Here is a 16,905-nt window from a genome sequence, read left to right on the forward strand (position 1 = left end):
CCCGAAAAGCCCCTCAAAACCGGCTTCCGGAGCGAAAATCAGGCACTTAAACCGCCAATAAACCGTTGTTTTTTGGCGTTTTATGACTATATTGCGCCGCAACGCGCAAGGTGCCCGGTCCTCTGACCGGGCTTCCTTTTTGGGGTGATGCGTCCCCGTCAAATTTCTTGGGTATGAGCGTGATCCGGGCCCCGATTGGGCCACGTGAGCGAGCGGCCGGCCAAACTGGTTCGGCGAGATCGCGCATCTGACCATTGCACGACCAGAAGAAGAGCCATGAACCTTCGCAACGTCGCAATCATCGCCCACGTCGACCACGGCAAGACCACGCTCGTCGACCGCCTGCTGCAGCAATCCGGGACCTATCGCGAGAACCAGAAGGTCACCGAGCGCGCCATGGACTCCAACGATCTGGAGCGTGAGCGCGGCATCACCATCCTGGCCAAAGCGGCCTCGGTGCAGTGGAAGGATACCCGCATCAACATCGTCGACACGCCCGGCCACGCCGATTTCGGCGGTGAGGTCGAGCGCATCCTCAACATGGTGGACGGCGCGCTGGTGCTGGTCGACGCCGCCGAGGGCCCGCTTCCGCAGACCAAGTTCGTGGTGTCGAAGGCGCTCAAGGTCGGCCTGAAGCCGATCGTCGTGATCAACAAGGTCGACCGCCCCGACGCACGCCCGACCGAAGTGATCAACGAGGTGTTTGACCTGTTCGCAGCACTTGATGCCAGCGAGGAGCAGCTCGACTTCCCGATTCTGTACGGGTCGGCCAAGCAGGGCTGGATGGGCGACAGCCCGGAAGCCTCGCATGACGCTGGCATGCAGCCGCTGTTCGACCTGATCGTGCGCCATGTCGCGCCGCCGAAGGTCGAAGAAGGCCCGTTCCGCATGATCGGCACCATCCTCGAAGCCAACCCTTATCTTGGCCGCATCATCACCGGCCGCATCACATCGGGCTCCATCAAACCGAACCAGGCCGTGAAGGTGCTCGGCGCCGACGGCAAGACCATTGAGCAGGGGCGTATCACCAAAATCCTCGCCTTCCGCGGCATCGAACGGACCCCGCTGGAAGAAGCCGACGCCGGCGACATCGTCGCGATCGCGGGCCTCACCAAGGGCACCGTCGCCGACACCTTCTGCGACCCCACCGTCGAGACGCCGCTGCCGGCGCAGCCGATCGATCCGCCGACGGTGTCGATGTCGTTCATCGTCAACAACTCGCCGCTCGCCGGCACCGAAGGCGACAAGGTGACCTCGCGCATGATCCGCGACCGCCTGCTGCGCGAGGCCGAGGGCAACGTCGCGCTGCGCGTCGTCGAGGCCGCCGACAAGGATTCGATGGAAGTCTCCGGCCGCGGCGAATTGCAGCTCGCGATCCTGATCGAGACCATGCGCCGCGAGGGTTTTGAGCTCTCGGTGTCGCGCCCGCGCGTCGTGCTGCAGAAGGACGAGGCGACCGGCAACTGGCAGGAGCCGATCGAAGAGGTCGTGATCGACGTCGACGAGGAGCATTCCGGCGTCGTCGTGCAGAAGATGAGCGAGCGCAAGGCCGAGATGATCGAGATGCGCCCGTCCGGCGGCAACCGCCTGCGGCTGGTGTTCTACGCGCCGACCCGCGGCCTGATCGGCTACCAGGGCGAACTGCTCACCGACACCCGCGGCACCGCGATCATGAACCGTATCTTCCACGGCTATGCCGCCTACAAGGGCGAGATCCAGGGCCGCCGCAACGGCGTGCTGATCTCCAACGACCAGGGCGAGGCGGTGGCCTATGCCATGTTCAAGCTGGAAGACCGCGGCCCGATGATGATCGAGCCGGGCTGGAAGGTCTACAAGGGCATGATCGTCGGCGAGCACACCCGCGACAACGACCTCGAGATCAACGTGCTGAAGGGCAAGCAGCTCACCAACATCCGCACCACCTCGAAGGACGAAGCCGTGCGCCTGACGCCGCCGATCCGGATGACCCTGGAAAAGGCGCTCGCCTATATCGAGGACGACGAGCTCGTCGAGGTGACGCCGAAGTCGATCCGGCTGCGCAAGAAGCATCTCGACCCGAACGAGCGCAAGCGCGCCGAAAAGGCCAAAGAGGCTGTAGCTTAAGCCCGTCTGTCATGCCCCGGCACCGGGTCGGCGCGAAGCGCCGCCCGATGACCAACACCTCCGGGGCAATCCAGTACGCTGCGGCCTGTCGGCTCTATCATCGACGTCTCTGGAATACTGGATCACCCGCATGCGCGGGTGATGACAGTTATGCGCGTGGTGACTTCAGGCGTCTTTCCAGACGTGCTAGAGCCGGGCTATGAGTTCCCTCCCCTCCACGATCGATGTCGCCATCATTGGCGCCGGCGCTGCGGGCCTCGGCGCCGCGCATGCGCTGAAGGGCACTGGCCTTTCCGCCATCGTTCTGGAAGCCCGCGACCGTCTCGGCGGCCGCGCCCATACGATCCAGGCCGCGCCTGACGTGGTGTTCGACGTCGGCTGCGGCTGGCTGCACTCGGCCGACCAGAACAGCTTTGTCGGCATCGCCAAGCAGCTTGGCTTCGAGCTCAACAAGGACCTGCCGCCGTGGCGCGAGCGCGCCTATGGCAAGGCATTCCCGCAGGCGGACCGCGACGCGTTCATGCTTGCGCTCGACCAGTTCTACGACCGCATCGAGCAGGCCGCGCGCGGCGGCAAGGACGCATCCGCCGATCGCTATCTCGAGCCCGGCAACCGCTGGAACCCGATGATCGATGCGATCTCGACCTATGTGAACGGCTGCGAGCTCGACCAGCTCTCGATCCTCGACTTCGACGCCTATGAGGACAGCAACGTCAATTGGCGCGTCAAGCGCGGCTATGGCGCGCTGGTCGCAGCCTATGGCGAGCCAGTATCGGTCGCGCTGAGCTGCGAGGTCCGGCTGATCGATCACACAGGCAAGCGGATCCGTATCGAGACCTCGCGCGGCGTGCTTGAGGCGGACAAGGTGATCGTCACCGTGCCGACCAACCTGATTGCCGACGAGGCGATCCGCTTTTCTCCTGCGCTGCCCGACAAGCTCGATGCCGCGCGCGGCCTGCCGCTCGGCCTCGCCGACAAGGTGACGCTGGCGCTCGCCGAGCCCGAGGCACTGCCGAAGGAAGGCAATCTGCGCGGCGCCACCATGCGCACCGAGATGGGCACCTATCACATTCGCCCGTTCGGCCAGCCCTGCATCGAGGGCTTCTTCGGCGGCCGTTTTGCGCGACAGCTCGAAGATGCCGGCGACGGCGCAATCGCTGCCCACAGCATCGACGAGATCGTCTCCTTTCTCGGCAACGATTTCCGCCGCAAGCTGAATCCGCTCAGCGAATCCCGCTGGGCGCACGACCCGTTCGCCCGCGGCTCCTACTCGCACGCGCTGCCCGGCCACGCCGACAAGCGCGCCGTGCTGGCCGCACCGGTCGATGGCCGGCTGTTCTTCGCCGGAGAGGCGACGTCGCCGCATTTCTTCTCGACCGCGCACGGCGCGCGGGACTCGGGCGAGCGGGCGGCGAAGGAAGTGGTGGGCGCGGCTCGCCCCAAGACTTGACGGAGACTGGACGCCAATTCCGAAATAGTCCATTTTTCGAACATGGCCACGGGGGAGCGCAAAGATTGGACTGACAACGAGCTTGACCTCATCGTCGCCGACTACTTCTCAATGCTGAACGACGAAATGCGTCGCGCGTCCTACGACAAGACCCAGCACCGAAAGGTGTTGATGGGCCAGATTGGCCGAAGCAACAGCTCCATCGAGTTCAAACACCATAACATTTCGGCAGTCCTTCAGCTGCTCGAAATCCCTTGGATCAACGGATACAAGCCCAGGGCTCATTTTCAGAAATCGATTGTGAGTGCGGTCGAACGATACATTACCAATCATCCCGCAGCCCTTCATCCGGAGCTGCTGTTGGCGAACGAGATCGGCGAGCGACCACAGCTTTTCGTAGAACCGCCGCCTGGGCTCGTGAATAGGGCGCCCCGCCCTAACGCGGCTCAACGCCTCGTTCGAAAGTTCAATCCCGCCGAACGTGATTTTTTGAATCGCAAGTTAGGGCACGACGGCGAGCAGATTGTCTTCCATTTCGAACAGCAACGGCTCCGAGCGCTCGACCGATCTGACCTTGCTAAGAAAGTGAGGTGGGTTTCGATGGAGGATGGCGATGGCGCCGGCTACGATGTCTTGTCATTCGACGCTCAAGGCCAAGAGAGATTTCTGGAGGTAAAGACTACTGTCGGTTCGCAGACCTCGCCTTTCTATGTGACCCGCAATGAGCTTTCGTTCTCAAGGGAGCGACCGAAGGAGTTTCGGATTTGCCGATTGTATGACTTCTTGAAGGCCCCAAAGATGTTCGAGTTGGCGCCTCCGCTTGAGAAATTGATTTCGCTCGAACCTCTGTCATATGAGGCCTCGTTCAATAGGCGCGATTGAACACAGTTTACTGCAGCACCCTTCCCCGCAAGTCGGCATCCGGTACGAAGCACGTCTCGTACTTCCCGAAAATCTTGCAGCGATTGCGCGCGATGAGACTGTAGACCGCGTCGCGCAGCGGCTTGGGCGCCGCGAACAGCACGCGGGTCCAGCGCCAGCCCGGGAGATGGCTCAGCACCGTCAGTGCTGCGTCTGATTTCATAAAAGCGACGCCGCCATGGACCACGGCGTTGGTGTCGGGATCCTCGGAGTCGATGCCGAAGGTCTTTGCCAGCCGCGTGCCGTAGCCGGACTGGATCGGCGTGAAGCGGAAGCGGCGCGTTGTGTCGCGGGTAATGACGAAGCGGACCCAACGCGAGCAGAAGATGCAGACGCCGTCGTAGAGGATCACGTCGTCGTCGGGCCACTCGGTCATCGATTGTCCAGGATCAAGAGAGCGACTAGCATCAGCACGATTGCGGGCCCGGTCTTCACCAGCGCGCCGGGCGGCTCGATCCAGAGATCGGGCGTCAGGATCGCAGATCCCGCCATGTATCCGAGCGAGGCGATGATGCCTGCGATCAAGCCGAACGCCGCGGTGCGGCGGAAGGCGATCAGCACGCCGATGCTTATGTCCATCAGGCTGGTCAAGACCGTCACCGGTCCGACCAGGGCGGGCGGGAAATGGTGCGCGCTCAGGATGCCGGCTGCGGCGTCATAGGAGATGACCAGCGCGACGAAGCCCGAAGCCACCCAGAACAGCACGAGGCTTGCGAAGATCAGTGCCTTGATCAGGAACAGCCGCGCGAACCATTTGTCCTGAATGGTTGCCGGGCGGCTGCCGACGGCTTGCGCGATGGTCTTCGGCACGATGCCGGTCGCTGCCATCCAGGCTGTGGGATCGCCGGTGACGCCGCGGCGCAGCTCGGCGATCGCATTGGAGCGCAGCGGCGGCATCCAGCCGAGGCGGCTTGTGAGATCGCCGAGGCGCGCGCCGAGATCGATCAGGAGCGGCGGCGTCGGAAGGCGGACATGTTTTGCCGTGCCTAACGACCAGCGAAACTGGGCGATGACGCCGCCAAGCGAGATTGGTTGCGGTTGCATCAAATCCCATGTCACCGATCGCACCGCTTCATCGGCGACGTCGCGCGAAGCGAGCCAGGCGATGGTCGCGGCGATATCCTCGACCACAACCGGCTGGAACGGCGTCGCGGCTTCATCGGCCGGCAGATCGACCGGCAGCGCCGCCCGCGCGCGCAGCATGGCGCTGCCGCCTTAGGCCGACGGCGCGATCACAAAACCCGGGCGCAGGATCGCGTGTGCGATCCCTGACGCCGCGATCAGCCGTTCGGCCTCGCGCTTGGTGGTGCTGAAGGCCGTGCGGTCCTCACTATCCGTGCCCGGAATCGAAATGTGGACGAGACGGATGGCGCGGTGGCTGCACCTGACAGCCTGCAACAGCCGCGCCACGAAGTCGCGATGCACCGCGCGGGTATCGCTACCCGGACCATCCTGCAGCACGCCGAGGCAATTGATGACAATGTCCGCCTCGTGGGTGCGAAGCAGCTGCGTCAACGCCGCCACATCCATCGACATCACGGGAAGTTCGAGGTCGGCCGCGCTCATCTTTTGCGCCGGCGTGAAATGCCGCGCGATCCCGATTACGCGAAAGCCGCGCGCCCTCAGATCGTCGGTGATGGTGCGCCCGATTAATCCCGATGCGCCGAGCACGAGGATATTGTGTGATGCGTAGTCACTCATGGGAGCCGGATCATGCGCTAGAATGGCTTCGCGATCATCAGCCACAGAATGATCATCACCGATCCGAAGCCGGGAATCCCGAACAAGAACCAGCGGCGAAACAGCGCAAAGTAGCGCGGCGGCAGCGGAAGACCCTTCTCTGCGGCCGCCCGCGCGAGGTTGCGCATCTCCATCTGCATGAAGATGACGGGAAACCAGAACACGCCGGCCAGCGCGTAGAGCGCCAGCGAAACCAGCAGCCAGCGCTCGGTCAGGCTTGTGGCCGACAGCATCATCAGCAGTCCACCGCTCACCGGCTGCAGCAGCACGGCGCTCAGCGTGAAGATCATGTCGGCGGTCACGACGGTCGCCGCCGTGCGCGCGATGAAAGCCGCGTCATGCGTGCGATGCGCCGCCAGCATGAAGAAGGCGATGCCGGTCCCGGTGCCGAGGATCACGATGGCGCCGAGCACATGGAGATATTTGATCAGGAGGTAGAGCGTCATCGCAGTCCGCTGTTGATCAAGCCGGTCTCGGCGCGCGCGAATACCGCTGCTGCCATAGGCCGGAGAGGTGCGAAAATCCACTGCGGCGGCGCGGACGCAGAACGCGCGATGCATCCACGTTGCGACTGAATTCGCTCGCAAATTCCGGCGCCGAATCAGGTCCGAACGGCCTTTTCCCGAACTGCGGCATTGTCATGCAGCGCTCGCGATCCACGCTTTGCACAGGCCGGGATCGGCGATTGGTCGCGCAAGCCCGGCGAGTGTCCTCTTTCGGTACAGGTTTTCATGACACTGATGCAAAAAATCCACAGGTTAACCGATAATTAACGATGGACCTTGAAGGCGGCCCTCCGACTTGCTTTGATTACATGCATGAGCACAACGCTGATCGAGGTCCGGCCGGCCAAAGCTGCAGACGCAGCCTCGGTGGCGTCTACCCATGACGAAGCCTGGCGCTCGGCGTATCAGGGAATCATCCCCGGCGCCGAACTTGAAAAGCTGATCAATCGCCGTGGCCCGCAGTGGTGGGACAGCGCCATCCGCAAGGGCAGCCGCGTCAGCGTGCTGGTGTTCGGCGACAGGATCGCGGGCTACGCCAATTACGGCCGCAACCGCGCCCGCAGCCTGCACTTCGAAGGCGAGATCTACGAGCTCTATCTACGGCCGGAATTCCAGGGCCTCGGCTTCGGCCGGCGCCTGTTCGCCGCGGCCCGCCGCGACCTCCTGCAGAGCGGCCTGAAGAGCATGGTGATCTGGGCGCTCTCCGACAACGAGTCGGCGACCGAGTTTTACCGCGCGCTGGGCGGCCGCATGGTGGCGCGCTCCTCGGAGCGGTTCGGGCCGAAGTCGCTCGACAAGGTCGCTTTCGCCTGGTCCAACTGAAAATCCTGCTTCTCTCGCAGCTGCAGCAAGGCTAAACAGCCTGAGCGTTTGCGCGCGACGGCCAGCCCGGCTCCCAAGGCCGGGCTTGAAGCTGTTTCGCGGCCTGGCGGCGCCAAGCAAAAAATCACATCCTTCTCAACTTCCAAAGGCCACGCGGAGCAATCCATGCGTATCGACGCCATATCGATCGGAAAAAATCCGCCCCACGACGTCAACGTCATCATCGAGGTTGCCGTCGGCGGCGAGCCCATCAAGTACGAAATGGACAAGGAGGCCGGCACACTGGTGGTGGACCGCTTCCTCTACACGCCGATGCGCTATCCCGGCAATTACGGCTTCATCCCGCACACGCTGTCGGGCGACGGCGATCCCTGCGACGTGCTTATCGTCAACACCCGCGCGATCGTGCCGGGCGCCGTGATGAGCGTCCGCGTGGTCGGCGTGCTGCTGATGGAGGACGAGGCCGGCGGTGACGAGAAAATCATCGCGGTGCCATCATCGAAGCTGACCCAGCGCTACGACAAGGTGCAGAACTACAACGACCTGCCCGACATCACGCTGCAGCAGATCCAGCACTTCTTCGAGCACTACAAGGACCTCGAGAAGGGCAAGTGGGTGAAGGTGCTGCGCTGGGGCGACGCCGACGAGGCCCGCAAGCTGATCCTGGAAGGCATCGAGCGCGCGAAGAAGAAGTAATCTTGACCTCGCCCCGCTTGCGGGGAGAGGTCGGATCGCATCGCAAGATGCGATCCGGGTGAGGGGGTACAGGTCCCTCAGCCGTCAGCACTTGTGGAGAGAGCCCCTCACCCCAACCCTCTCCCCGCAAAGAGCGGGGCGAGGGAGTAGATCACACCGCCGGCGCCGGCAGGCCGGCAATCGCGCAGGCGGCGCGCAGCGTGTTGACCAAAAGGCACGCCACCGTCATCTGCCCGACGCCGCCAGGCACCGGCGTGATCGCGCCGGCGACGTTGAGCGCTTCCTGGAATGCGACGTCGCCGACCAGCTTCGGCTTGCCGCCGGGCACCGGAATGCGGTTGATGCCGACATCGATCACGGTCGCGCCCGGCTTGAGCCAGTCGCCACGCACCATCTCCGGACGGCCGACCGCGGCATAGACCAGATCGGCCTGGGCGCAGAGCTTCGGCAGATCGCGCGAGCGCGAATGCGCGATCGTCACCGTTGCGTTCTCATTCAGCAGCAATTGCACGAGCGGACGGCCGACCAGATTGGAGCGGCCGATCACGATCGCGTTCATGCCCTCGAGCGAGGAGTGCACGCTCTTGGTCAGGATGATGCAGCCGAGCGGCGTGCAGGGCGACAGCGCGGCAAGACCGCCGGCGAGCCGGCCGGCATTGTTCGGATGCAGGCCGTCGACGTCCTTGGCCGGGTCGATCGCGTTGATGATGGTTTCGGTGTGGAGCGATTTCGGCAGCGGCAGCTGCACCAGGATGCCATGCACCTGGGGATCGCGGTTGAGCTGTGCGATCAGCGCCAGCAGATCGGCCTGCGACACGTCCTCCGGCAGCTTGTGCTCGAACGAGGCCATCCCTGCGGCCTGGGTCTGGGTGTGCTTGCTGCGGACATAGACCTCGCTCGCCGGATCATGGCCGACCAGCACGACGGCAAGCCCCGGCGTCAGCGCATGGTCGCGCTTGACGCGGACGACCTCGTCGGCGACGCGGGTGCGAAGCTCGGCGGCGATGGCCTTTCCGTCGATGATGCGGGCAGTCATGTCAGTCCCTTGTTTCCTGCTTGGTCAGCTTCCTCAACGTTTCGCCAAGCCCTTTCGGGTCGCCGTCCACCGCCACCTGCTTCAGCCGCGAGGTAGCGCCGGACAACAGCTTCACCCTGGCCTTGGGCACGCCGAGCGCCTTGGCCAGCAGCTCGGTCACCGCACGGTTGGCCTCGCCGCCTTCTGCGATCGCGCGCACCCGCACTTTCACCACCGAGCGGCCGTTGGCCAGCGTCTCGATCCCGTCGATGTCGTCGCGGCCGCCGCGCGGCGTCACGCGCAAGGCGATGCTGATGCCCCCGGTGGAATAGCGCCAAGGATCCATCGCCAGGGCTCCATCAGCAAGGGTCGCGAGGGATCAGATCACGTTGGGATAGATGTAATAGGCGATCACCCGCTGGATGAACATGATGATCAGGATCACGATGATCGGCGAGATATCGAGCCCGCCCAGATTCGGCATCACGTTGCGAATCGGCCGCAGCACCGGCTCGGTGATCCGGTACAGGAACTCGGCCACCGCGGAGACGAACTGGTTGCGCGTGTTGACCACATTGAAGGCAACCAGCCAGGACAGGATGGCGGAGGCGATCAAGAGCCAGACATAGAGGTCGAGGACGATGATGACGATGTCGAGAACAGCGCGCATATGATGGGGGCTCGCGGGTGGGACGACCAAGTGAAGCGCTACGAGACCGGACTGGGCCGCCAGCGCGCTTCTTGTTTGAGCAGGATCCTTTCGGAAAGTCGCGACGCACTTTTTGCTGGCGCGGCTCGCCGGGTCCGGATCATGCTCTAAATATCGGTTCATCCCCCCGCAAACAAGGGAAGTTCCCGGCGGGACGGGCCGAAAACCGTTGTTTCAGCGTTCTTGACTTGGCCTTGGGCGGGACTGTAAATGGCGCCCGACTGACAGCCGGGATACTCAGCAACACCCGGCCGCAATGGGGCCATAGCTCAGCTGGGAGAGCGCGTCGTTCGCAATGACGAGGTCGGCGGTTCGATCCCGCCTGGCTCCACCAGCCTTCGCTCGCTTCGCGAGCTACGGCTCGGCTAGCCCTCTCGTAGCGAAGGCTGCCGCGGCGTAGCCCGAAGGGCGAAGCCGGGCCGCTTCACCATCAGGCCCAATCCCCTCCCCTCACGTCCCCGTAAACCGGGGCGGGCGCTTCTCGACAAAACTCGCGACACCTTCCCTGAAATCATTGCCCTTCAACGCGATCTGCATTTCGCGGTTGGCGTCGATGGTGGCCTCGGCAAGCGTCTGGAACGGCACGTCGTAGACCTGGCGCTTGATCACCGCGATCGCGCTCGGCGAGACGAAATCGGCGAGATCGCGGGCATAGGCATAGGTTTCCTCCCGCAGCTTCTCCGGCGAAGAAAGCCGGTTGACGAGGCCGATGCGCAGCGCCTCCGCAGCCGACACGCGCCGCGCCGACATCAACAGATCGAGCGCGTTGGCGTGACCGACGATGCGCGGCAGCATCCAGCTGATGCCGTGCTCGGCGATCAGGCCGCGCCGCGCGAAGGCAGTGGTGAACACCGCGCTGTCGGCCGCGAAGCGCAGGTCGCAATAGAGCGCGTGGACCAGGCCGATGCCGGCCGTGGCGCCGTTGAGCATGGCGATCACGGGCTTCTTGATGGCGGGGTAATAAGCGTAGCGCGTCTGCCAGTCGGCGCGGCGGTTCATGTCGAATGCAACGCCTTCACCGCGCCGGACCTCATTGGGATCGATCCCCTTCAGCGCTTCCATGTCAGCGCCGGCGCAGAAGCCGCGCCCCGCGCCGGTCAGCACGATGACGCGAACATTGTCGTCATTGGCCGCCGCCTCCATCGCATGGCGCACGTCGCGCTCCATGATCGCGGTCCACGCATTCATGCGGTCGGGGCGGTTCAGCGTGATGGTCGCGATCCTGTCGCTGACCTCATAGAGGATGTGTTCGTAGCTCACGGCGATCTCCCTGTGCTGTGCTTGTCTTGTTGTTCTGAGTTCGCGCGACCGTGCGGCGTCGCGCGCGGCCGTTGCGAGATTAGCACAGAAGCGAAAATGAAAAGCCGTGTCGTGTGACGCACGAAATTCCGCGCGGCGGCTATTCCGCGGCCTGCAGCACGACCGGTCGCGGCACGCGCGCAATCCAGCCGTCGATGAAATGCTTCAGCCAGGCGCGCTCGGCGGCATCGTGCACGGCGCGCTCGGCGAAGTGCAGATGACCCGGCTGCGCGCCCGGCGAATCCATCCGCCCGCACCCGCGCGTGGTCCAGCGATGCATCATCGCGTAGGTCACGTCGGGATGGAATTGCAGGCCGAAGGCGTTGCCGAACTGGAACGCCTGCACCGGGAAATCATCGCCCGCCGCCAGCAGGTCCGCGCCCGCGGGCAATTGAAAGCCCTCGCCATGCCAGTGATAGACCCGCGCCGGCCAGTCCGGGCACAACGCGCGGCCAGCCTCCGTCGGCCGAACCGGGTAATAACCGACCTCGACACGGCCTTGCGGATGCGGCGCGACCTTGGCGCCGAGTTGCCGCGCCAGCATCTGCGCGCCGAGGCAGATGCCCAGGAACGGGCGCTGCTCGCGCAGCGGCACTGAAATCCAGTCGATCTCGCGTCGCACATAGTCGTCGGGATCGTTGGCACTCATCGGCCCGCCGAAGATCACCGCGCCGGCATGCGCCTCGAGCGTGTCGGGCAGCGCGTCGCCGAAGCGCGGGCGGCGGATGTCGAGGGGGTAGCCCAGCGCGCGCAGGGCGTTGCCGATCCGACCGGGCGTCGATGTCTCCTGATGCAGGACCACCAGCACCGGCCGCAGCAACGCCTGGTCTGCCGGCGTGACCGCGGCCGGCCTTCGGCTCGCGAAGGGCACCACGACACGGGTTGGGTCAGACCGGAACGACATTGCCTCTGCTTAAAGTTTCGGCACGTAAGCCACGATCATAGCTAAGTGGTCGTTAACATCGTGTGAGTTTGCGCACACCCGTGCGAAGCAAATCGCGGGCCAGAGACAGCCTTAACGGCGATGAACGGGCTTTTCGGATGAAGTTAGCGCTTGCGCAGCTGAAACCCGCCGACCGCGGTCAGGATGAAGGAGCGCGGAAACAGCCGGAGCAGGAACGGCACCAGCTTGATGAAGGCGCCGGGCAGCACGGCGCGCTTGTTGGCCATCAGGCCGCGATAGGCCTGACGAGCGACCTCGACCGGCGCAACGTCGAGGATGGCGGAATCGAAGCCGGGGGCAAAGCCGGCGCGGTCCTGGAATTCGGTCGGCACGGGACCGGGGCAAACCACGGTGACGCGCACGCCCTTCGGCGCCAGTTCGCAGCGCAAGGCCTCGGAAAACGACAGCACATAGGCCTTGCTGGCATAGTACACGGCCATGCCAGGGCCCGGCAGGAATCCGGCGATCGAACCGAGATTGAGGATGCCGCCGCGGTTGCGGATCAGCTGGTCGGCAAAGCGCAGCGTCAGGTCGGTCAGCGCGCGGATATTGACGTTGATGATGTCGAGCTGTTCGGCGCGGTCGCGCTCCACGGCGAGGCCGAACAGGCCGAAGCCGGCATTATTGACCAGATATTCGACCTCAACCCCGGCGTCGGTCAGAGCCTGCGCGATCCTGTCGCCGGCATCGGTCTGCTGCAGATCGCAGGGAATCACGATCGGCGCCGCGCCGCCCTTGGCGCCGAGCTCGTCGGCGAGGGTCTTCAGGCGATCGGCGCGCCGCGCCACCAGCGCCACGCGGTGACCATTCGATGCAAACACGCGCGCCAGTTCGGTGCCTATGCCCGCCGATGCCCCGGTTATCAGCGTCACACGCTCAGTCACGTTTCAAACTCTTACTGCAAATTCTAGTGAGGTCCGCTACGGGGCGACGAGAGCATAGGGATGTGGTGTGACGCAAGCCGCGTATGGGCTTGTGGAGAGCGGCTGGACCGCTGGTTTCGGGACGAAACGACCGATTTTCAGTCGGATCGCCCACAATCGCGGCGGACATTAAAGTTTCGTCATCCGCAGCGCCGGCAGGCGGGCGACCGCTTGCGCAGGCAGCCGTGTCAGATTGCCGCGTCGGCCGTGCCCCAGGGGCCCTTGGGCAGCTCGGCCTGCTTCTCGGCGACCCGGTGCTTGAGATCGATGCGGTCGCGCGAGGAAATGCCGAGCAGATCGGCAGCACGCCAGACCACATTGTCCTCGAACTCGCTCACCTGGCCGTCGGCATAGACCAGCTCCCACATCATCTCGACGATGCGCCGCCGTCCCTCCTCGTTCACCGAGCGCATGATCACACTGGTAAAGTGATAGAGATCCACGGCCTCGCCCTCGACGCGCATGGCGGAGGCGATCAACTTGTCGGCGGTGCCGGGATCGAGCTGGAAACGGCTCTCGATCAGGCTGTGCAGCTTGTGCGTCTCGGCCGGCGTCGGCTCACCATCCAGCGAGACGACATGCACCAATAGCGCCGTCGCCGCCAGGCGGTAGTCGCCGTCATCGAAGGCGCGGTCAGCCTGGGCATCGGGGGAGACGATATCGGCAATGAATTGGCGGAGTCCGTCGAGCATCGCTCTCTCTGTGGGATGAAGCCTGGAGGATTTGATTGAGCATCTGTCCGGAACCGCTATGCACTTTTCCGGACCATGCGCTGTTGAAATCTATATGGCGTGGAAACAGAACCGGCGCAATCCGCGCGGGTTCCCGCTGCGGCATTACGTTTCAGCAAGCATTACGTGCCGGCAATGTGACTACGGTATCTCGTACACCACGAGCTTGTCGGCAATGCCGCGCAGCGCCGCTTCCTTCTGGATCGGCTTGATCGCCGCGCGATCGAGGATGCCAGCGACCTCCGCTGCTTCCATCACCGGCTGGGTCAAATGGATTTCCTGTGACGTCGACAGGCTCTGCACCCGTGCGGCGATATTCACGGTCTGGCCGAAATAATCCTGCCGCTCGTTCAGCGTCACCGCGAGGCACGGCCCCTCATGGATGCCGATCTTGACGATCAGATCTTCCTTGCCGCGCTCGGTGTTGAGCTGCTTCATCGCGGCCCGCATGCGCAGGCCCGCCGACAATGCATGCTCGGGCCGGATGAAGGTCGCCATTACGGCATCGCCGATCGTCTTCACGACTGCGCCGTGTTCGGAGGCGATGATCTCGAGCAGCGCGTGGAAATGCGCACGCACCAGGTCGAATGCGGCGAGATCGCCGACCCGCTCATAGAGCGCGGTCGATCCTTTGAGATCGGTGAACAGGAAGGTCAGCGCGGTTATCTTCAGCCGCTGGTCGACGGTGAGGTTGTCGGCCTTGAACACGTCGCGGAAGGTCTGGTTCGACAGCATCCGCTTCGCGGTGAGGATCGGCTTGCGCCTGCCGAGCAATTTGTGCAGCGGATCGCCCGCTATCCACACCGATGGCAATACGCGAACGTCGGCGTGATTCTCCAGCGAGAGCCGCAGCGGCCCCGGCCGCATCGTCGAGGTGCCGGTCGGCGCATGGGACTTGTTGAACGCGATCGAGAACTGCTGGCGCTCGGTGGTCGGCTCGCCTTCGACAGCAAAGAAATGCGCCGAATGCGTCACCGGCTCGAACACGATGACGAACTGATTGGGCAGATTGAGCGACAGGATCGCTTTTTCGCCGGGCGGCAGCTCGAGCCCCTCCAGCGTCACCTCGTTGATCAGGGTCGACACCGCGCCCTCGTCGAACTCGATCCCGGAACTCCAGAACATCTGACGGAAATATTCCCAGATCGGCAGCGTGTTGGGTTCGTGCGCGGCGATGTGGCGGACCCGCGGGCTGACGGTGAAGGCAACCTCGACCAGCTCGTCGACGGAGGCCTCGTAGCCGGCCGCGCACAGCGCGCAATTGTAGTCGTCATGGCGCAGCGACTTCAGCGTGGTGTGGGCGTCGAGCACGCCGCCACAGCCCGGACACAGCACGTTCCAGCTCATGTCGAACAGCCCGAGCCGCGAAGCATGCAGGAAGCCGGAGATCACATTCTCCTCTTCCAGCCCGGTGCGGCGCGAGAAATCCAGGGCGTTGATGCGATTGAGCTCGCGGTCATGGCCGTCCGCGATCAGCTGCTGCATGGCATCGACGACGGCCGGATCGGTCGTCTGCCTGAGGACTGCGAAGTGGGCTTGCGTATCGCTCATGGTGAGCCCCTAGATGAGCATTGGGACACCGTCGCGCAAGGTCAGCGCGGCTTGATCGTGAACACCGGCGAGCGGTTCGGCTGTGTCGTCACCACGCCGATCGGAAGCACCGGATCCTTGTCCGCCAGCGCGACGCGAAATGTGCCGATGATCCGCGCAAGCGCAAGCGTCGCCTCGACCAACGCGAAATGCGCGCCGATACAGACCCGCGCGCCGACGCCGAACGGCAGATAGGCGAAGCGATCGGGCGGCGTTTCCGCCATGAAACGCTGTGGCACGAACGCGTTCGGATCGCGCCACAACTTTTCATGCCGGTGCAACAGCCACGGCGCGATAAGGATTACGTCATGCTTCCTGACCGGACGGCCCGCGATGGTGTCGGGACCACCGGCCGCACGCGCGATCAGGAACGCCGGCGGATAGAGCCGCATGGTTTCGTCGATCACCGCACGGGTGAATTTCAGCCGCTCGATGTCGAGCGCGCCCGACGTCGTCACGCTCCTGACTTCTGCTGCCAATTGTTCCTGGGTCTCGGGATCGAGCGCCAGCAGATAGAGCGCCCAGAACAACGCGGTCGCGGTCGTCTCATGGCCGGCCAGGATCATCGTCGCGACCTGGTCGCCGAGCTGGGCGTCGGTGAAGGCCTCGCCGGTTTCAGGATCGCGCGCGGCGCCCATCAGGTCGAACAGGTCGCGGGCCGGCGCGTTGTCATCCTTGCCGGCGGCGCGGCGCTCGGCCATCAGACGGCCGACAAACGCGGTCCAGCGCTTGCGGAAGCGGGCGCGCCGGAAATCCTGCAGGGTCGGCCAGCTCAAGGGCAGCACCAGGTCGAGCATATGCGGCCGCGCCAGCGTGTCGCCATACTCCATCACGAAGTCGCGCAGCGCGGCGCCGTGGCGATCCATGCCGAACGAGAACATGGTGCGGCCCGCGATCTCCAGCGTCATGCGCTGCATCACCTCGCGCAGATCCACCGGGCCGTCGCCCGCGGCCTTCAGCTTGACGATGGTCTCGTCGACCGCCGCGATCATGTAGGGCACCAGCGTCGTCACCGCGCGCGGCGTGAATGCCGGCGCCAGTGTGCGGCGCTGATGCTTCCACGCGCGGCCCTCGGCGATCAGCAGTCCCTCGCCCAGCATCGGACGCAGCACGCGGATGCCGGCCGGCGTGCGGGTGTAGTTCTCGTAATTGTCGACCAGCACATGGCGGATCGCATCCGGCGTGTTGAGGATGAAGCTCGAGCGGCCGAGAAAGCGGCCCTGGACGATGTCGTCCTCATAGGCGCGCTGGCCCCAGGTCTCGATCGGCGAGTTGCGCATCACCCGCATCCGCTCGAACGCACCCATGTCGTCGGGCGCGCGCGGCGGCGCCGGCGGGACCAAGGGACGCCGCGTGACCGTGATGTCGTAGACTTCGGCTATGCTCATGGTCCTCGCTTCCTGCCTCACGCAACGGCCGATCCGGCCACGCGATCCCGGCGCCATGAAGGCGCGCGG

General features: G+C 64.4%; 16 protein-coding genes, 1 tRNA gene and 1 pseudogene. 6 read left to right on the plus strand and 12 right to left on the minus strand.

Features of this window, described 5'->3' with window-relative positions; genetic code table 11:
* Window positions 1–276 precede the first annotated feature (276 nt).
* The 3 genes from typA to HAP47_RS00180 all read left to right on the plus strand — a co-directional run bounded on the left by typA (window position 277) and on the right by HAP47_RS00180 (window position 4,435).
* Window positions 277–2,103 (plus strand): translational GTPase TypA, encoded by a 1,827-nt coding sequence (gene typA, locus HAP47_RS00170; RefSeq protein ID WP_173639952.1) that lies wholly within the window; start codon window positions 277–279, stop codon window positions 2,101–2,103.
* Window positions 2,104–2,302: 199 nt separating this feature from the next.
* Entirely contained in the window at window positions 2,303–3,553 is a 1,251-nt protein-coding gene (locus tag HAP47_RS00175; RefSeq protein WP_173639951.1) for a flavin monoamine oxidase family protein, read from the plus strand.
* A gap of 42 nt (window positions 3,554–3,595) precedes the next feature.
* Window positions 3,596–4,435, plus strand: a complete 840-nt coding sequence (locus tag HAP47_RS00180) for a DUF3883 domain-containing protein (protein ID WP_173639950.1) — start codon at window positions 3,596–3,598, stop codon at window positions 4,433–4,435.
* Window positions 4,436–4,442: 7 nt separating this feature from the next.
* On the opposite strand, the gene HAP47_RS00185 is transcribed toward HAP47_RS00180, so the two are convergent.
* From HAP47_RS00185 to HAP47_RS00195, 3 genes and pseudogenes are all read right to left on the minus strand, one after another.
* On the minus strand, window positions 4,443–4,850 hold the full coding sequence (locus HAP47_RS00185; protein WP_173639949.1) for a thiol-disulfide oxidoreductase DCC family protein: 408 nt from the start codon (window positions 4,848–4,850) through the stop codon (window positions 4,443–4,445).
* Window positions 4,847–6,175, minus strand: a pseudogene (locus HAP47_RS00190) (SDR family oxidoreductase). The gene HAP47_RS00185 and the pseudogene HAP47_RS00190 overlap by 4 nt, the downstream one beginning before the upstream one ends.
* A gap of 17 nt (window positions 6,176–6,192) precedes the next feature.
* Window positions 6,193–6,660, minus strand: a complete 468-nt coding sequence (locus tag HAP47_RS00195) for a DUF2269 family protein (protein ID WP_173639948.1) — start codon at window positions 6,658–6,660, stop codon at window positions 6,193–6,195.
* Between the two features lie 372 nt (window positions 6,661–7,032).
* Between HAP47_RS00195 and HAP47_RS00200 the strand changes: the two genes are divergently transcribed.
* Window positions 7,033–7,542 (plus strand): GNAT family N-acetyltransferase, encoded by a 510-nt coding sequence (locus HAP47_RS00200; RefSeq protein ID WP_173639947.1) that lies wholly within the window; start codon window positions 7,033–7,035, stop codon window positions 7,540–7,542.
* A gap of 165 nt (window positions 7,543–7,707) precedes the next feature.
* Window positions 7,708–8,238, plus strand: a complete 531-nt coding sequence (gene ppa, locus HAP47_RS00205) for an inorganic diphosphatase (RefSeq protein WP_028343771.1) — start codon at window positions 7,708–7,710, stop codon at window positions 8,236–8,238.
* A 151-nt stretch (window positions 8,239–8,389) separates the two neighbouring features.
* On the opposite strand, the gene folD is transcribed toward ppa, so the two are convergent.
* The 3 genes from folD to HAP47_RS00220 are packed head-to-tail and all read right to left on the minus strand — an operon-like array spanning window position 8,390 to window position 9,923.
* A complete protein-coding gene (folD, locus tag HAP47_RS00210; protein WP_173639946.1) occupies window positions 8,390–9,274 on the minus strand; it encodes a bifunctional methylenetetrahydrofolate dehydrogenase/methenyltetrahydrofolate cyclohydrolase FolD in 885 nt (294 codons plus the stop codon).
* A 1-nt stretch (window position 9,275) separates the two neighbouring features.
* Window positions 9,276–9,599, minus strand: a complete 324-nt coding sequence (locus tag HAP47_RS00215; RefSeq protein ID WP_092121274.1) for a DUF167 domain-containing protein — start codon at window positions 9,597–9,599, stop codon at window positions 9,276–9,278.
* 33 nt (window positions 9,600–9,632) lie between these two features.
* Window positions 9,633–9,923 (minus strand): YggT family protein, encoded by a 291-nt coding sequence (locus HAP47_RS00220; RefSeq protein ID WP_021078230.1) that lies wholly within the window; start codon window positions 9,921–9,923, stop codon window positions 9,633–9,635.
* A gap of 297 nt (window positions 9,924–10,220) precedes the next feature.
* Between HAP47_RS00220 and HAP47_RS00225 the strand changes: the two genes are divergently transcribed.
* Window positions 10,221–10,296 (plus strand) — tRNA-Ala (locus HAP47_RS00225).
* 116 nt (window positions 10,297–10,412) lie between these two features.
* Here HAP47_RS00225 and HAP47_RS00230 read toward each other — a convergent pair.
* From HAP47_RS00230 to HAP47_RS00255, 6 genes are all read right to left on the minus strand, one after another.
* On the minus strand, window positions 10,413–11,222 hold the full coding sequence (locus tag HAP47_RS00230) for an enoyl-CoA hydratase (RefSeq protein ID WP_173639945.1): 810 nt from the start codon (window positions 11,220–11,222) through the stop codon (window positions 10,413–10,415).
* Between the two features lie 139 nt (window positions 11,223–11,361).
* Complete coding sequence (locus HAP47_RS00235; protein WP_173639944.1) at window positions 11,362–12,165, minus strand: glutamine amidotransferase; 804 nt, start codon at window positions 12,163–12,165, stop codon at window positions 11,362–11,364.
* Window positions 12,166–12,308: 143 nt separating this feature from the next.
* Window positions 12,309–13,088: an SDR family NAD(P)-dependent oxidoreductase gene (locus tag HAP47_RS00240; RefSeq protein WP_173639943.1), complete on the minus strand. Its 780-nt coding sequence runs from the start codon at window positions 13,086–13,088 to the stop codon at window positions 12,309–12,311.
* Window positions 13,089–13,315: 227 nt separating this feature from the next.
* The gene (locus tag HAP47_RS00245; RefSeq protein ID WP_173639942.1) at window positions 13,316–13,819 is read right to left on the minus strand and encodes a TerB family tellurite resistance protein; all 504 of its coding nucleotides are present in this window, start codon (window positions 13,817–13,819) and stop codon (window positions 13,316–13,318) included.
* Between the two features lie 180 nt (window positions 13,820–13,999).
* The gene (locus HAP47_RS00250; protein WP_173639941.1) at window positions 14,000–15,409 is read right to left on the minus strand and encodes an adenylate/guanylate cyclase domain-containing protein; all 1,410 of its coding nucleotides are present in this window, start codon (window positions 15,407–15,409) and stop codon (window positions 14,000–14,002) included.
* A 41-nt stretch (window positions 15,410–15,450) separates the two neighbouring features.
* Window positions 15,451–16,836 carry a cytochrome P450 gene (locus tag HAP47_RS00255; protein WP_173639940.1) on the minus strand — a complete coding sequence of 462 codons (1,386 nt, stop codon included), beginning with the start codon at window positions 16,834–16,836 and terminating at the stop codon, window positions 15,451–15,453.
* Window positions 16,837–16,905: the final 69 nt, after the last annotated feature.

Source organism: Bradyrhizobium sp. 41S5, assembly GCF_011516665.3.
GTDB classification, from domain to species: Bacteria; Pseudomonadota; Alphaproteobacteria; order Rhizobiales; family Xanthobacteraceae; genus Bradyrhizobium; species Bradyrhizobium quebecense.

Excerpts from the sequence above, each read along its gene's own strand:
- HAP47_RS00200 (WP_173639947.1), top strand. The coding sequence starts at position 7,033 with ATGAGCACAACGCTGATCGAGGTCCGGCCGGCCAAAGCTGCAGACGCA.
- HAP47_RS00175 (WP_173639951.1), top strand. The coding sequence starts at position 2,303 with ATGAGTTCCCTCCCCTCCACGATCGATGTCGCCATCATTGGCGCCGGC.
- HAP47_RS00245 (WP_173639942.1), bottom strand. The coding sequence starts at position 13,819 with ATGCTCGACGGACTCCGCCAATTCATTGCCGATATCGTCTCCCCCGAT.
- HAP47_RS00215 (WP_092121274.1), bottom strand. The coding sequence starts at position 9,599 with ATGGATCCTTGGCGCTATTCCACCGGGGGCATCAGCATCGCCTTGCGC.
- HAP47_RS00185 (WP_173639949.1), bottom strand. The coding sequence starts at position 4,850 with ATGACCGAGTGGCCCGACGACGACGTGATCCTCTACGACGGCGTCTGC.
- ppa (WP_028343771.1), top strand. The coding sequence starts at position 7,708 with ATGCGTATCGACGCCATATCGATCGGAAAAAATCCGCCCCACGACGTC.
- HAP47_RS00250 (WP_173639941.1), bottom strand. The coding sequence starts at position 15,409 with ATGAGCGATACGCAAGCCCACTTCGCAGTCCTCAGGCAGACGACCGAT.
- HAP47_RS00255 (WP_173639940.1), bottom strand. The coding sequence starts at position 16,836 with ATGAGCATAGCCGAAGTCTACGACATCACGGTCACGCGGCGTCCCTTG.
- HAP47_RS00180 (WP_173639950.1), top strand. The coding sequence starts at position 3,596 with ATGGCCACGGGGGAGCGCAAAGATTGGACTGACAACGAGCTTGACCTC.
- HAP47_RS00195 (WP_173639948.1), bottom strand. The coding sequence starts at position 6,660 with ATGACGCTCTACCTCCTGATCAAATATCTCCATGTGCTCGGCGCCATC.
- folD (WP_173639946.1), bottom strand. The coding sequence starts at position 9,274 with ATGACTGCCCGCATCATCGACGGAAAGGCCATCGCCGCCGAGCTTCGC.
- typA (WP_173639952.1), top strand. The coding sequence starts at position 277 with ATGAACCTTCGCAACGTCGCAATCATCGCCCACGTCGACCACGGCAAG.
- HAP47_RS00235 (WP_173639944.1), bottom strand. The coding sequence starts at position 12,165 with ATGTCGTTCCGGTCTGACCCAACCCGTGTCGTGGTGCCCTTCGCGAGC.
- HAP47_RS00220 (WP_021078230.1), bottom strand. The coding sequence starts at position 9,923 with ATGCGCGCTGTTCTCGACATCGTCATCATCGTCCTCGACCTCTATGTC.